Genomic DNA, 15,184 nt, shown 5'->3' with positions numbered 1-15,184 from the left:
GAGCCTGGTTGAAATTGTCGCGCCCGAAAATGGCGGCTTGCAAAAGCTGTCGTGGTCGGGCTTATCATGCATCAAGTATGCGCCGGCGGACAGGACCGCGACGGGCGACGAAACAGAATTTGGAAGTGCAGGCCATGAGCAAGATCGCCAACGGGTTCGCATTCGCTCTTCTGGGCGGCGCCATGGCGCTGACATCCTGCAAGACGACCGGCGGTGGTCTTGTCGGTTCGCCGCTTTCAGCCTCCAAATCGACAGGCTCGATCTATATCAGCGCGCTTCAGGGCGGCATCGTCTCGCGCACCGGCGCAGAGCTGAACGATGGCCAGCGCAAGCGGGCGCTTGCCGCCGAATATCAGGCGCTTGAAGTATCCCCCGGCGGCCAGACGGTCACCTGGCGCGATGACGACGTGTCAGGCGAGGTCGTGGCCGCAGCACCCTATCAGGTCGGCAACCAGAACTGTCGCCAGTATCGCCACAAGGTCACCGTCGACGGCAAGGCGGTCGAGGCACGCGGCACTGCCTGCCGCAATGAAGACGGCACCTGGACGCCGCTGACTTGAGCGCGTGAGGGATCACCCGGAGACGCCGTGAAACCGCAGCGTGTCGTGATCGTCGCAGGAGCGCTTTCATGCTTGACTTAAGTCAAGGCCGATGGAAGGTCGATTGCGTAGATCAGTCTTGGCTCCTGCGCCGTTCCGTGCGGGCGCGTGATCGCAATGCCATCGTTCGAACCCCATAGGGTCCGGGCGAGTACGGGTTCCGGGAGAGTTATGCTATTTTGGGTTGAAATTGCCGTCCTGACCTTCGCTGTCGCGGCCGCCTTTCTCTGGCCGCTGACGCGGCTGCGGCGCGAGACGGAGCGTGACACCCGCGAGGGCGCCATGGCTGTCTACCGCGACCAGTTGCAGGAACTGGAACGCGACCGTGCCGGCGAGCTGATTTCCGCCGAACAGGTGGACTATGCCCGCGCCGAGATCGCCCGCCGGTTGCTATCAGCCGACAAGAGCGGTGCGCCGGGCGACACACGTGCGCCAGGCGACACAAGTGCGCCGGGAGATACCGCGACGTCCCCCCGTCGCAAGGGCCTTGGCAATACGCTTGCCCAGGCGCTGGTCGTGGTGCTGGTGCCGGCCATTGGCCTCGGCGTCTATCTGGCGCTCGGCAGCCCTGGCCTTCCTTCGCAGCCGCTCGAAGCGCGGCTCGCCAATCCCGGCAATGACATGAGCCTGCTGATCGCCCAGGCCGAGCGGCATCTGATGCAGAACCCCGACGATGGCGCCGGCTGGGACGTGCTGGCGCCGATCTATCTGCAGCAAAACCGCGTCGGCGAGGCCGAGCAGGCCTTTCGTAATGCCATCAGGTTGAAGGGTGCCAATCCCGACCGGTTGAATGGCCTCGGCGAAGCGCTTATGGCGCAGAGTGAAGGCGTGGTCACCGACGCGGCCCGCGATCTCTTCGCCCAGTCCGTGGCGCTGAACCCCAACAATCCGCGCGCTGCCTATTACCTGGCGCTGGCGCTGGAACAGTCCGGCAAGAAGCAGGACGCGCTCGCCGCCTTCAAGGCCATCGCCTCTGCCTCGCCGCCCGATGCACCCTGGCAGTCGCTGGTTGCCCGCCACATTGCCCGCAATTCCGACGGTGCTGCCGCATCGGCTGCTCCCCCTGCTGCGCCTCTGGGCAATCCTTCCGCTGGTGATGTTGCCGCGGCGCAGGCCATGCCGGATGGCGATCGTTTGCAGATGATCCGTGGCATGGTCGAGAGCCTGGATGCCAAGCTGAAGACGGAGCCCGACAATTTCGATGGCTGGATGCGGCTGGTGCGCTCCTATGTCGTGCTGAAGGATCAGGACCGGGCGCTTTCGGCGCTGAAAACCGGGCTGAAGACCTTTCCCGCCGATGGTGCCGAGGGCAAGCAGTTGATCGCCATGGCGCAGCAATTGGGATTGCCGGTCGAGGAGGCGCTGAAATGACCCGCAAGCAGAAACGTCTGGCCGTGATTGCCGGCGGCCTGTCCTTCATCATGGTGGCCGTGCTTTTGGTGCTGTTCGCCTTCGGCCAGTCGATCGCCTATTTCTACATGCCATCCGATCTGGCGAAGACGCCGGTCGGACCCGGCACCCGCATCAGGCTCGGCGGGCTGGTCAAGGAAGGCTCGGTCGAGCGCGGCAGCGGCTCCACCGTCACTTTCGCCGTAACCGATGGTACGACGAGCGTGCCGGTCAGTTACACCGGCATCCTGCCCGACCTGTTTCGCGAAGGGCAGGGCGTGGTGACCGAAGGCAGCTTTGCCGCTGGCGGCGGCGTGTTCAGCGCCGATACGGTGCTCGCCAAGCATGACGAGAATTACATGCCGAAGGAAGTTGCCGACCGCATGAAGAAGGACGGCGTCTGGAAGGGCGAGGGAGAGGCGAAATGATCATCGAGCTTGGCCACTATGCCCTGGTGCTGGCGCTTGCCGCCGCCCTGCTTCTCTCGGTCCTGCCTGTGGTCGGCGCAAGGCGCGGCGATCTCGCGTTGATGCAGACGGCGGTCAGCGGCACCTATGCGCTGTTCGGTCTGGTGCTGCTGGCCTTTGGCGTGCTTGCCTATGCCTATGTGGTCTCGGATTTCTCGCTGCTGATCGCCTACCAGAATTCCCATTCGCTGATGCCCGCCGTCTACCGTTTTTCGGCGGTCTGGGGCAATCACGAGGGCTCGATGATGCTCTGGCTGCTGATCCTGACGCTGTTTTCGGCACTGGTCGCGATGTTCGGCACCAATCTGCCCGATCGGCTGAAAGCCAATGTACTCGGCGTCCAGGCCTGGATCTCCACGGCCTTCATCCTGTTCATTCTGATCACGTCCAATCCATTCATCCGCCTCAATCCTGCGCCGGCCGAGGGCCAGGACCTGAACCCTGTTTTGCAGGATCCCGGCCTCGCCATCCATCCGCCGCTGCTCTATCTCGGCTATGTCGGCTTTTCCGTCTGTTTCTCCTTCGCCATCGCCGCCCTGATCGATGGGCGCATCGACGCCGCCTGGGCGCGCTGGGTACGGCCCTGGACGCTGGCTGCCTGGACGTTCCTCACGGCCGGCATCGCCATGGGCTCCTACTGGGCCTATTACGAGCTGGGCTGGGGCGGCTGGTGGTTCTGGGACCCGGTCGAAAACGCTTCTTTCATGCCTTGGCTTGCCGGCACGGCGCTGCTGCATTCGGCGCTGGTCATGGAAAAGCGCGATGCGCTGAAGATCTGGACGGTGCTGCTCGCCATCCTTACCTTCTCGCTGTCGCTGCTCGGCACGTTCCTGGTGCGCTCGGGCGTCCTGACCTCGGTGCATGCCTTCGCCACCGACCCGAGCCGGGGTATCTTCATCCTCGCCATTCTCACCATCTTCATCGGTGGCGCGCTGACGCTGTTCATGCTGCGCGCGCCTGGCCTCAAGGCCGGCGGCTTGTTCCAGCCGATGTCGCGCGAGGGTGCGCTGGTCTTGAACAACCTGATCCTGACGGTCTCAACCGCGACCGTGCTGATCGGTACGCTCTATCCGCTGCTGCTGGAAACACTGACCGGCGACAAGATCTCGGTCGGTCCGCCCTTTTTCAATCTCACCTTCGGCCTGTTGATGATCCCGCTGATCCTCGCCGTACCTTTCGGCCCGATGATGGCCTGGAAACGCGGCGATCTGCTCGGTGCGCTGCAGCGGCTCTATGCGGCAGCAGGCCTCGCCTTTCTGGCGGGGCTGGCGCTTTATTATTTTGAAAACGGCGGACCGGTTCTGTCGGTTCTCGGCCTTGCCGCCGGCTTCTTCCTGATCTTTGGGGCGCTGGCCGATCTCGTCTATCGCGCCGGCTTCGGGAAGCAGACAACCGGTATTGCTTTCCGCCGGCTGAAGGGCCTGCCGCGCTCGGCTTTCGGCACGGCGCTCGCCCATCTCGGGCTTGGCGTCACCGTACTCGGCATCGTCGCGGTCACCACCTTCCAGAGCGAAATGGTCGCGGAAATGAAGCCCGGCCAAACGGTCGAGGCCGGCGGTTTTGCCCTGACCTTTGACGGGCTGAAATCCGCCAAGGGGCCGAATTACACCGAGGATCGCGGCCATTTCACCATCCGCCGTGGCGGTGTTGCACAAGGTGATGTCTGGTCGTCGAAACGGCTCTATACGGCTCGCCGCATGCCGACGACGGAAGCCGGCATCCGCAGCTTTGGCCTCAGCCAGCTCTATGTCTCACTCGGTGATCCCATGGCTGATGGCGGCATGGTGGTGCGCATCTGGTGGAAGCCCTGGATTCTCTGCATCTGGGGCGGTGCACTCGTGATGATGGTCGGCGGCTTCGTCTCGCTGTCCGACCGCCGCTTGCGCGTCGGCGCGCCGAACCGCAAGCTCAAGGCCGCGACCAGCCCAGCACAGGGCCTGGAGGCAGCGGAATGAGAGGCTTCCTCGCGACGATCTTCGGCGTCTGGCTCGCCTTTGCCGGCCCGGCACTCGCCGTCAACCCGGATGAGATGCTGAAGGACCCGGCGCTGGAAGCCCGCGCCCGGCATCTGTCGGCGCAATTGCGCTGCATGGTCTGCCAGAACCAGTCGATCGACGACAGCAATGCCGAACTGGCGCGCGATCTGCGCGTGCTGGTGCGCGAGCGCATCGTCAAGGGCGACAGCGACGATGACGTGATGCGCTATCTCGTATCGCGCTACGGCGATTTCGTGCTGCTGAAACCACGCCTGACCCCGGAAACCGTGATCCTCTGGACCGCGCCCGGCGCGCTGCTTCTGATAGGCGCCGTCGCCGCCTTCGCCTATACCCGCCGCCGCAGGAGCCTTGCCGGCAGCGAGCCGCTCAGCCCGGAGGAAGAGGTGAGGTTGAAGCGATTGCTGGAGGAGTAGAGGGCAGATCCAAGGAAATTTGCACCGATCCCAGCGGGACGGTGCTGTGCCGCCTAATTTCCGAAAAAGCGAATGTCGATTGTGCTGGGATGATCGCTTGCCACGCCGTGGACACTTTGGCGATACACATGGTTTGGAAGCGGTTCAGGTACGCGCTTGGCGAAGGTTGTCCGCGTAAAAAGTATGACACGACGATCGGTGATCGCGTTGCCTGTCGATTTTTCCATGAAGATTTTAAGGGGCCGCCCTTTGGCGTCAGTCACGAGGCGAACGGCACCAATCTCCTTGTCCTGCATTGCCGTACAGCCGGCAAGCAATGCGGCAGCAGCGAGACTGAAAAACATGCGCATGATATTTCCCCTAAACCTCAAAAGCCGCTAGCAAGTTTTCCCACCACGGTCAAACACCAGTCCAACCTATTGAAAAACCTTTCCGGACGGTAAATTTCTCCATTACAAACTTTTCATGTTCCGGACAGTTCGTTGTAACGTGATCCACCCTATATCTGTAGTCATCCACCGCTTGAGGCCGGTTCTTCGGTCCTCATACTAAGATGCAACAACAGAGAAGGTAGAGATCCATGTCGAAGTCCTCCAATACCCGTTCGGTCACGTCCAAGCTGCGGGCAGGCACTGCGGCGGGGCTGGCGGTCCTGATGCTGGCAGGCGCCGTGACGGTGACGCCGGCTCTGGCCGCACCGGTTTCGGTGACAGCGCCGCAGATGCCGAGCTTTGCCGATCTGGTCAGCGCCGTCTCGCCCGCCGTCGTCTCCATCCGTGTCAAATCGGACGTGCAGCAGACCTCTGAGGACGGCAGCAATTTCTCCTTCAATGGTCGTGACTTCGATCAGCTGCCCGATCCGCTGAAGCGCTTCTTCAAGGAATGGGGCATGCCCGGCCAGGGCGGTCCTGGCGGTCAGGGTCCAAAGGGTGGCCCGCGCGCCGAGCGTCATGGCAAGCTGCGTCCGATCGCCCAGGGCTCGGGCTTCTTCATCTCTGAAGACGGCTATGTCGTCACCAACAACCACGTCGTCTCCGACGGTCAGGCCTATACGGTCGTGATGAACGACGGCACGGAATACGATGCCAAGCTCGTTGGCAAGGACGCGCGCACCGATCTTGCCGTGCTGAAGGTCGACCAGCCCACCAAGAAATTCACCTATGTCGAATGGGCGCAGGACGATAAGGTCCGGGTCGGTGACTGGGTCGTGGCCGTCGGCAATCCCTTCGGCCTTGGCGGCACGGTCACCTCGGGTATCGTGTCTGCCTTCGGCCGCGATATCGGCTCCGGTCCCTATGACGATTACATCCAGATCGATGCGCCCGTGAACCGCGGCAATTCCGGCGGCCCGGACTTCAACCTGAACGGCAAGGTGGTTGGCATCAACACGGCAATCTTCTCGCCATCCGGTGGCAGCGTCGGCATTGCCTTCGCCATTCCCGCCGCCACCGCCAAGGATGTCGTGGCCGAACTGATCAAGCATGGCGACGTGCGCCGCGGCTGGCTCGGCGTGCAGATCCAGCCGGTCACCAAGGACATTGCCGAATCGCTCGGCCTTGCCGATGCCAAGGGTGCGCTGGTTGCCGAGCCGCAGTCTGGCTCTCCGGGCGAAAAGGCCGGCATCAAGCAGGGTGACGTGATCACCGCCGTCAATGGCGATCCGGTCAAGGATCCGCGCGATCTCGCCAAGCGCATCGCCTCCTTCCCGCCGAACACCAAGGTCGATATCGCGCTGTGGCGTGATGGCAAGGCGACTTCGGTCAAGGTCGACCTCGGCACGCTGCCTGCCGAAAAGGAGCAGGCGAACACCGATGACGACGATCAGGGCGGCACTGAACAGAGCGCACCCGCCAAGGAGCAGGCGCTCGCCAATCTCGGCGTCAGCGTTCAGCGCTCCGACGACGGCAAGGGCCTGACAATCACCAATGTCGACCCGGATTCCGACGCCGCCGACAAGGGGCTGAAGGCTGGCCAGAAGATCACCTCGGTCAACAACCAGCAGGTCTCCAGCGCCGCCGACGTCAAGCGCGTGCTCGACCAGGCCAAGAAGGACGGCCGCACCAAGGCGCTGTTCCAGGTCGAGACCGACAATGGCAGCCGGTTCATCGCCCTGCCGATCAACCAAGGGTAAAAAGAAATCGGGGCGGCGGCCGGCGAGATCCGGCCGCCGCCTGCGCACCTTAAGTGTTGTTCGGCTTCGCCGCCCCCTCATCCGCCTGCCGGCACCTTCTCCCTGCTGGCGAGAAGAGGACAAGAGGACAAGAGCCGTAGCGCCGGCTTCTCTCCTCTCCCCAGCGGGGAGAGGTCCGCCGAGCAAAGCGGAGGCGGGGTGAGGGGGCGGCTGGCTCCTCACGCCGAAATGTCCCGCTCAAGACCCCTTGGTTGGGACAGACAAAGACGCTCGACCAAGTCTGTTTCCGCAAACCAGGAGACGCATCATGGCATCAGGGACGGGACAAAGCATGGAAACCTCCAAGACAGGCTGTGCAGCGGGCGGGACCGGCGATATGGTCACCCGCATGAAGATTCTCGTGATCGAAGACGACCTGGAAGCGGCGGCCTATATGACCAAAGCGTTCCGCGAGGCCGGGATTATGGCCGACCACGCCAGCGATGGTGAGGCAGGCTTGTTCATGGGCTGCGAAAACACCTATGACGTGATGATTATCGACCGCATGCTGCCGCGCCGCGATGGGCTTTCGGTGATCTCGGAACTGCGCAAGCGCGCCATCAACACGCCTGTTCTCATTCTCTCCGCACTTGGTCAGGTCGACGATCGGGTTACGGGCCTGCGCGCCGGCGGCGATGATTACCTGCCGAAACCCTATGCCTTTTCCGAGCTGCTCGCCCGCGTCGAAGTGCTCGGCCGCCGCAAGGGCACACCCGATCAGGACATGATCTACCGGGTCGGCGATCTCGAGCTCGACCGGCTGTCCCACGAAGTGCGCCGTGGCGGTAAGGAAATCCTGCTGCAGCCGCGCGAATTCCGCCTGCTCGAATATCTCATGAAGAATGCCGGTCAGGTCGTGACCCGCACCATGCTGCTCGAACATGTCTGGGATTATCATTTCGATCCCCAGACCAATGTCATCGACGTGCATGTGTCGCGTCTGCGCTCCAAGATCGAAAAGGATTTCGATCGGCCATTGTTGAAGACGGTGCGTGGCGCCGGCTACATGATCAAAGACGAAAGCTGACGGCGCCGATGTCGCGGATCGGGTTCCTGTTCAAGTCGACGGCCGTCCGGCTCTCGGCGCTCTATATCCTGCTGTTTGCGCTCTGCGCCGCTTTCCTCGTCATCTACGTCACTGCGCTCTCCGAACGGCTCTTGAACCAGCAGACCCGTGACAGTCTGCAGCAGGAAATCACCGAAATCCAGCGCGCCTATGAGCGCGGCGGCGTCAACAATCTGTTGAAGCTGATGGAGCGCCGCATGCGCCAGCCCGGCGCCAATCTCTACGTGATCGCCGGGCCAAACGGCGAGTTCCTGGCCGGCAATGTCAGCTCGGTCGAACCCGGCGTGCTCGACCACGAAGGCTGGACCGATTTTCCCTTCGCCTATAACCGCTATGCCGAGGCCGGTCCCGCCCGCCCGCATCTTGCCATCGCCAATGTCATCTCGCTCGACAACGGCTTGCGCATCCTGGTTGGCCGCGACCTCGGTGAGCCGACCAAGTTCCGCATCCTCGTGCGCAAGGCGTTGATGGTGGCCCTGGCGATCATGGGGGCAGGGGCGCTGCTGATCTGGTTTGCCATTGGCCGCAATGCCCTAAAGCGCATCGACCGGGTCTCGGCGGCCTCCAAAAAGATCATGGCCGGCGATCTCGGCCAGCGCCTGCCGGTGTCAGGCTCCGGCGATGAATTCGACCGGCTGTCGGGCTCGCTCAACGACATGCTGGAGCGGATCGGAAAGCTGAACGAGGGCCTGCGCCAGGTCTCCGACAATATCGCCCATGACCTGAAGACGCCGCTGACCCGGCTGCGCAACAAGGCTGCCGATGCGCTGGCCGAAGACGACGACCAGCTACGCCGCCAGGCGCTGGAAGGGATCATCGGCGAGTCCGACCAACTGATCCGCACTTTCAACGCATTGCTGATGATTTCCCGGGTCGAGGCCGGCTCGATTGCCGCCGAGCTTTCCGATCTCGATGTCTCCGACATTGCCGCCGATACCGTCGAGCTTTACGAGCCTGTCGCGGAGGAGGCGGGCTACCGTCTCGTCAGCGATATCGCGCCGGGTATCGGCGTGCTCGGCAATCGCGAACTCATCGGCCAGGCGATCTTCAACTTGCTCGACAATGCCATCAAATACGCCGGCGACGGCGGCAGCGACATCCGCGTTGTTCTGTCGAAGGGAGCCGGCGGCGAAGTGCGCCTCGGCGTCTGCGATCACGGCCCGGGCATCGCCGCCGACCGCCGCGAGGACGTGGTCAAGCGCTTCGTGCGGCTGGACGAAAGCCGCAGCAAGCCGGGCACCGGGCTCGGCCTGTCGCTGGTCGAGGCGGTTATGGCCTTGCATGGCGGAAGGCTGGAACTGTCCGACACCGATACCGCCAATTCCGAGCGTCCCGGCCTGACGGCAACCATGGTCTTTCCGCGCGTATCAGCATAGACTTTTCTCAACCCGGCTGCGAACCGATCGGTGATCATAACAGGCTGGGATGGAGGAAGTGCATGACCAAGGACGCGCCCCTTTCCCAGCGCCCGGTTTCTCTGCGTATCGACTTTCTACGTGATGTCGCAGCCGATATGGTAAAGCCGCTGAACAAGGCGGAGAGCAAGACTGCCCTGTCGCTGCTGAAGGAACTTGGTCGCGATTGGCCAGACATTGCCGCGCTGGCCTCCGAAGAAACGCCGCTGCGCGCCTTCATCATCGCCGCCCTGTCGCTCTCGCCTTATCTGCGTGATACCGCGTCCCTGCGGCCTGACCTCCTGTCGCTTGCGCTCACGGCGCCGCTGGAAGAGAGCCTGGCTGGTCTGGTCGAGGCGGCGCGCCACGCCTGGCGGCCAAAATTGGATGAGGCGGGACCGGAAGGGGCTGGAAAGACGGTGCCGAGCGAAGCGCAGGTGATGACCACCCTGCGGCGCGCCAAGCGTGGCCTGTCCTTCCTGCTGGCGCTCGCCGATCTTGCCCGGCTGATCCATCCGCGCCAGACCACGCTCTGGCTGTCGCGCATGGCCGATGCGGCGATTGCCGGCGCCATCGATCATCTCCTGCTGGCGGGTCATATGGCAGGCAAGCTCAGGCTTGCCGATCCGGGCGCGCCCTCGAAAAACAGCGGCTTGATCGTGCTTGGCATGGGCAAGCTCGGCGCCTTTGAACTGAATTATTCCTCCGATGTCGATCTCGTGGTGTTCTTCGAGGCCGATGCCGACATTCTGGCAGAGCCAGACGACGCGACCGAGACCTATGGCCGGATGATGCGCCGGCTGATCCGCATTCTGCAGGAGCGCACCGCCGATGGCTATGTGTTCCGCACCGATCTCAGGCTGCGGCCCGATCCCGGCGCGACCCCGCTTGCCATGCCGGTCGAGGCGGCGCTGATTTATTATGAAGGCCGTGGCCAGAACTGGGAGCGCGCCGCTTTCATCAAGGCCCGCGCGCTCGCAGGCGATCTGGTGGCGGGCGAACGCTTTTTGAAGGAGTTGTCGCCCTTCGTGTTTCGCAAATATCTCGACTATGCGGCAATCGCTGATATCCACTCGATCAAGCGGCAGATCCACAGCCACAGGGGTCATAGCGCAATTGCGGTCAAGGGCCATAATGTCAAGCTCGGCCGCGGCGGCATCCGCGAGATCGAGTTTTTTGCCCAGACCCAACAACTTATCGCCGGCGGCCGCATGCCGGATCTCAGGGTGAGGGCGACGGAGGCGGCACTCGCTGCTCTCGAACAGGCCCGCTGGATCGATGCGACGACACGCGATGAGCTCACAGAGGCTTATTGGTTTCTGCGTGACATCGAACATCGCATCCAGATGGTGCATGACGAGCAGAGCCATACGCTGCCGACCACGGAGACTGAGTTAAAGCGCATCGCGCTGATGGCCGGCTTCGATGGCACGGCAGGCTTTGCCCAGGCGCTGGAAAAACGGCTGCGGCTGGTGGAGCGGCGTTATGGTCAATTGTTCGAGCAGGAAGAGGATCTGTCGGTCGACGGCAATCTTGTCTTTACCGGCCAGAAGGATGATCCTGATACGTTGAAGACCCTGGAAAAGCTCGGCTTTCAGCGGCCGGAAGACATTTCGCGAGTGATCCGCACCTGGCATTATGGACGCTACCGCGCCACCCAATCGGTCGAGGCGCGTGAGCGGTTGACGGAACTGACGCCGCGCCTGCTGAAGGCCTTTGGCGAGAGCCGCCGCGCCGATGAGGCGCTGCTGAGCTTCGATGGCTTTCTCTCGGGCCTCCCGGCTGGCATTCAGCTATTTTCGCTGATCGGCAACAATCCTGCTCTTCTCGATCTGATCGTCAACATCATGGCTGCCGCCCCAAGGCTTGCGGCCACCATTGCCAGCCGCCCGCATGTGTTTGACGGCATGCTCGATCCTGGCTTGATGGCGGACCTGCCAACCCGCGATTATCTCGCCATGCGGCTCGAAGCCTTTCTCGGCGGCGCGACCCTTTATGAAGAACTGCTCGACCGGCTGAGAATTTTTGCCGCCGAACAGCGCTTCCTGATCGGCATCAGGCTGATGACCGGTGCGATTGGCGGCGAGGTTGCCGGACGCGCCTTTACCGATCTCGCCGATCTAGTGATCGACCGCGCCTTCCACGCCGTATGCCGGGAAGTAGAGGCCGCGCATGGGCGCATCGCCGGCGGGCAATTGGCTGTGGTCGGCATGGGCAAGCTCGGCTCCCAGGAGCTGACGGCGGGCTCCGACGTCGACCTGATCCTGCTCTACGAATATGAGGACAGCGCGGCGGAAAGCGATGGCGCCAAGCCGCTCGACCCGGTGCGTTATTATACCCGCCTGACCCAGCGGTTGATCGCCGCACTTTCAGCCCCGACTGCCGAGGGCGTGCTCTACGAGGTCGATATGCGGCTGAGGCCCTCGGGCAACAAGGGCCCGGTCGCGACACGGCTGCGGGCTTTTGAGCGTTATCAGCGCGAGGAGGCCTGGACCTGGGAGCATATGGCGCTGACCCGCGCCCGGCTGCTCACCGGCGATGCGCCATTGGTCGAGCGGGCGCAGGCAATTATCTCGGATATCCTGACGCTGCCGCGCGACCAAGCCAAGATTGCCAGCGACGTTGCCGAAATGCGGGCGCTGATCGAGGAGGAAAAGCCGCCGAAAGACCTCTGGGACCTGAAACTGGTCCCTGGTGGTCTCGTCGATCTGGAATTTCTCGCCCAATATGCCACGCTGGTGGCCGACCCATCGGTATCATCTCCCATGACGGGCATCACCACCGCCGACAGGCTTCGCCAGACCGGTGGCGCGGTGATGGCGCCTGACGATCTCGACCTCTGCCTCGAAGCGCTCAAGCTCTATACCGCGCTGTCGCAGGTGGTGCGCGCCTGCGTCAAGGGCGGCTTCCGTCCCTCGGAGGCTCCGGCAGGGCTCACCGATCTCGTGCTGCGGGTGGCTGATTGCCCTGATGTGAAAGTGTTGGAAGGAGAGCTGAAGCGGCTGTCGAAGGCGGTGCGGCGGGTGTTTCAGGTGACGGTCCGGGTGAAGGGATAAGCAGCTTTTTCCACTCGTTCACCCCTTATCTCCCTGCCGGGATCTTCTCCCCACAAGGGGGAGAAGAGATATGCCGAAAGGCTGTTTGCCTCGCCCCATGTTGTGGCTTCGAAATCAAGAGATCTCCTACCCGGTCTTCGCTGTTATTCGGTCGAGCCGGAGCGGCATATCCTCTCCCCCCTTGTGGGGGAGATGGCGGCAGCCAGAAGGGGTAATTTCGGGCAGGGCGGCTGCGCCTTCGAGAACCCTTTATCCCCGAGCCAGCCCTGCCTTGCGGGGGGGGAGCGGGCACGGGCTGTCGGGCACGGTGATGGCCACGACGGTTCCCTTGCCCTCGCGCGAGCGGATGCGCAGGTTGCCACCATGCAATCCGATCAGCGAGCGGGAAATGGCAAGCCCGAGACCCGAGCCGCCCTTGCTCTTGGCGTATTGGCTCTGCACCTGTTCGAAGGGCTGGCCAATCTTGCCGATCGCCTGTTTGGGAATACCGATGCCTGTGTCGGAGACCAGCAGCCGCACGGCACCGTCGATCTTGTGGGCGCGCACCGCGATGCGGCCGCCCTCATTGGTGAATTTCACGGCGTTCGAGAGGATGTTGAGCAGGATCTGCTTTAGCGCACGCCGGTCGGCGGTCATGGTCAGGCCCGAGGCGACCTTGGGGGCGATGGCGATATTCTTGTCCTTGGCAGAAACCGTGGTCAGCCGCAGCGTCTCGTCGACCAGCGAGGCGAAATCCACCATCTCGCATTTCAGCACCATATGGCCGGCCTCGATCTTCGACATGTCGAGAATGTCGTTGATGACGTTGAGCAGGTGCTTGCCGCTTTCATAGATGTCGCGGGCATATTCGCCGTATTTCGGCGAACCGATCGGCCCGAACATGCCGGTCGACAGGATTTCGGAAAAGCCGAGAATGGCGTTGAGCGGCGTGCGCAGCTCGTGCGACATATTGGCGAGGAATTCCGACTTTGCCTTGTTGGCCGCCTCGGCGCGCTGCTTTTCGGCCAAATATTTCTCGTTGGCCTCAGACAGTTCCGCCTTTTGCCGTTCCAGTTTTTTCTGCGAGGAGGAGAGGTCGCCGATGGTCGCCATCAGCCGGCGTTCCTGCTCGCGCAACCGCTCCTGATGGCGTTTCAGCAGGGTGATGTCTGTGCCAACGGAGACCAGGCCGCCATCGCGTGTGCGCCGCTCGTTGATCTGCAGCCAGCGCTCGTCTGCAAGCTGCAGCTCAGTCGTGCGCGAATTACCCTCGGCGGAGGGATCGGCGATTCGCCGCTGGATGATTGGCCGGGCGGCGGCCGCGTCGACCACGGCGCGCTCGACGCCAGGCACCAGCACGCTGTCGGGCAGGCCATAGACCTGCTGGAAATGCGCATTGCACATCACCAACCGGTCGTTCTTGTCCCAGAGCACGAAGGCCTCGGACGTACATTCAATGGCGTCGGCCAGCCGCTGGTCGGCCTCGGCATAGCGCTGCGCCAGACGGTGCTGCTCGGTCACGTCCATGGCAATGCCGATGACATGCGGGCTGCCGGAATTGGTGCGGATCACCTGGGCGCGGGCCCGCAGCCAGACATAATGGCCATTGGCATGGCGCATGCGAAATACCTGGTCGATATGCCGGTCGCCGTCGCGGCCGATGGTGCGCGCCAGTGCATAGAGATTGCCGTCATCAGGATGCATCAGCTTGGCGGCATCGGAAAAGCTCAAGGGCTCGGTGGCCGGCGGCAGGCCGAGAATGTCGAACATCGAGCGCGACCAGACCAGCTTGCGACTGGCGAGATCGAAATCCCAAAGGCCGCAGCGACCACGCGAAAGGGCCGTTTCCACGCGCCGATTGGATTCAACGAAGACATCGGAGGTTTCGCGGGCGCGTTTGGCCTGGGCGAAATAGGCGTAGAGAATGCCCATCAGGATCAGCGAGATCGCCGAAAACAGGGTAACATTGAGCGCCAGTTCCGCGTGCCAGTAGTCGGCGATTGATTTCAGCGAATGGGCAGCCAGCACCAGCGCGCCATCCGTGCCGGTCGGTGTCAGAACGGCGATATGGCGAAAGCCGTTGATATCGGTTTCCACGGCGCCGGTCTGGTCGCCGAAGCTGCGCAGCACGGCCACTTGCGGAAACAGCGCCATGATCTGCATGCCAACAAAGGATGCGCCATTGCCGGAACTGGCGATGACCTTGCCTTCGGGATCGAGCAGCAGCACGAAACTTTCATCGTCAAGCAGGTTGGGCGGCAGAAAGCGCTTGATCAGCGTCTCCGCCTGAGCGCGCTCAAGCGAGCCGGGGAGGTCTGGGCCGGAAGCAAGCGCTGCGGCCGCCGTCGATGCCATCATCGCGGTCGAATGACGGATGGAGCTTTCCATCCTCGAATATTCGGAGACGAGACCCATGCCGCGCGCCAGCGCGATGACGATCAGGAAGGCAACGACCAGGATCGGAATGACCTGCCGCAAAGCCGCATCGGTATTGGAAATCGACAGGCTTCGCACGAAATAGGCGATGCCTTTGGTATGTTTGACCGCATCCAGAAATGACACATATCCAGGAAAATCCGGTCGCAACCGATCATCGGCTGCGGTCGCCCGCTGCACGTTTGTCATCGTCCCTGCCTTGATCCCTCGTGTGATTC

The 15,184-nt window shown here is 62.8% G+C and carries 11 protein-coding genes; 9 read left to right on the top strand and 2 right to left on the bottom strand.

All coding sequences use genetic code 11. The annotated features are described in order from the left end of the window. Positions 1 to 134 precede the first annotated feature (134 nt). The 5 genes from BJF91_RS23200 to BJF91_RS23180 all read left to right on the top strand — a co-directional run bounded on the left by BJF91_RS23200 (position 135) and on the right by BJF91_RS23180 (position 4,865). Positions 135 to 560, top strand: a complete 426-nt coding sequence (locus tag BJF91_RS23200) for a hypothetical protein (RefSeq protein WP_075616871.1) — start codon at positions 135 to 137, stop codon at positions 558 to 560. Positions 561 to 770: 210 nt separating this feature from the next. Beyond that, positions 771 to 1,970: a c-type cytochrome biogenesis protein CcmI gene (gene ccmI / locus BJF91_RS23195; RefSeq protein WP_075616870.1), complete on the top strand. Its 1,200-nt coding sequence runs from the start codon at positions 771 to 773 to the stop codon at positions 1,968 to 1,970. Continuing rightward, positions 1,967 to 2,416: a cytochrome c maturation protein CcmE gene (ccmE, locus tag BJF91_RS23190; protein WP_075616869.1), complete on the top strand. Its 450-nt coding sequence runs from the start codon at positions 1,967 to 1,969 to the stop codon at positions 2,414 to 2,416. Before ccmI ends, ccmE begins: the two co-directional genes overlap by 4 nt. Further along, the gene (locus BJF91_RS23185; RefSeq protein ID WP_075616868.1) at positions 2,413 to 4,410 is read left to right on the top strand and encodes a heme lyase CcmF/NrfE family subunit; all 1,998 of its coding nucleotides are present in this window, start codon (positions 2,413 to 2,415) and stop codon (positions 4,408 to 4,410) included. Before ccmE ends, BJF91_RS23185 begins: the two co-directional genes overlap by 4 nt. Continuing rightward, positions 4,407 to 4,865 (top strand): cytochrome c-type biogenesis protein, encoded by a 459-nt coding sequence (locus BJF91_RS23180; RefSeq protein ID WP_075616867.1) that lies wholly within the window; start codon positions 4,407 to 4,409, stop codon positions 4,863 to 4,865. The genes BJF91_RS23185 and BJF91_RS23180 overlap by 4 nt, the downstream gene beginning before the upstream one ends. Before the next feature lie 53 nt (positions 4,866 to 4,918). On the opposite strand, the gene BJF91_RS23175 is transcribed toward BJF91_RS23180, so the two are convergent. After that, positions 4,919 to 5,215 (bottom strand): hypothetical protein, encoded by a 297-nt coding sequence (locus BJF91_RS23175; protein ID WP_075616866.1) that lies wholly within the window; start codon positions 5,213 to 5,215, stop codon positions 4,919 to 4,921. Positions 5,216 to 5,445: 230 nt separating this feature from the next. On the opposite strand from BJF91_RS23175, the gene BJF91_RS23170 reads away from it, so the two are divergent. The 4 genes from BJF91_RS23170 to BJF91_RS23155 all read left to right on the top strand — a co-directional run bounded on the left by BJF91_RS23170 (position 5,446) and on the right by BJF91_RS23155 (position 12,551). After that, entirely contained in the window at positions 5,446 to 6,996 is a 1,551-nt protein-coding gene (locus BJF91_RS23170; RefSeq protein WP_075616865.1) for a Do family serine endopeptidase, read from the top strand. Positions 6,997 to 7,327: 331 nt separating this feature from the next. Further along, positions 7,328 to 8,062 carry a response regulator transcription factor gene (locus BJF91_RS23165; protein WP_075616864.1) on the top strand — a complete coding sequence of 245 codons (735 nt, stop codon included), beginning with the start codon at positions 7,328 to 7,330 and terminating at the stop codon, positions 8,060 to 8,062. Between the two features lie 8 nt (positions 8,063 to 8,070). Then, on the top strand, positions 8,071 to 9,477 hold the full coding sequence (locus BJF91_RS23160; protein ID WP_075616863.1) for a HAMP domain-containing sensor histidine kinase: 1,407 nt from the start codon (positions 8,071 to 8,073) through the stop codon (positions 9,475 to 9,477). 62 nt (positions 9,478 to 9,539) lie between these two features. Then, positions 9,540 to 12,551: a bifunctional [glutamine synthetase] adenylyltransferase/[glutamine synthetase]-adenylyl-L-tyrosine phosphorylase gene (locus tag BJF91_RS23155; protein ID WP_075616862.1), complete on the top strand. Its 3,012-nt coding sequence runs from the start codon at positions 9,540 to 9,542 to the stop codon at positions 12,549 to 12,551. A 249-nt stretch (positions 12,552 to 12,800) separates the two neighbouring features. Here the strand turns inward: BJF91_RS23155 and BJF91_RS23150 are convergent, their stop codons facing one another. After that, positions 12,801 to 15,155, bottom strand: coding sequence for a PAS domain-containing sensor histidine kinase (locus tag BJF91_RS23150; RefSeq protein WP_075616861.1), 2,355 nt, complete (start codon positions 15,153 to 15,155; stop codon positions 12,801 to 12,803). Between the last annotated feature and the right edge of the window lie 29 nt (positions 15,156 to 15,184).

It is taken from the genome of Gillisella taibaishanensis, from assembly GCF_001938985.1.
GTDB lineage: Bacteria > Pseudomonadota > Alphaproteobacteria > Rhizobiales > Rhizobiaceae > Allorhizobium > Allorhizobium taibaishanense.
The sequence above is the reverse complement of the archived record's forward strand: the minus strand, read 5'-3'. Positions and strand labels throughout refer to the sequence as shown.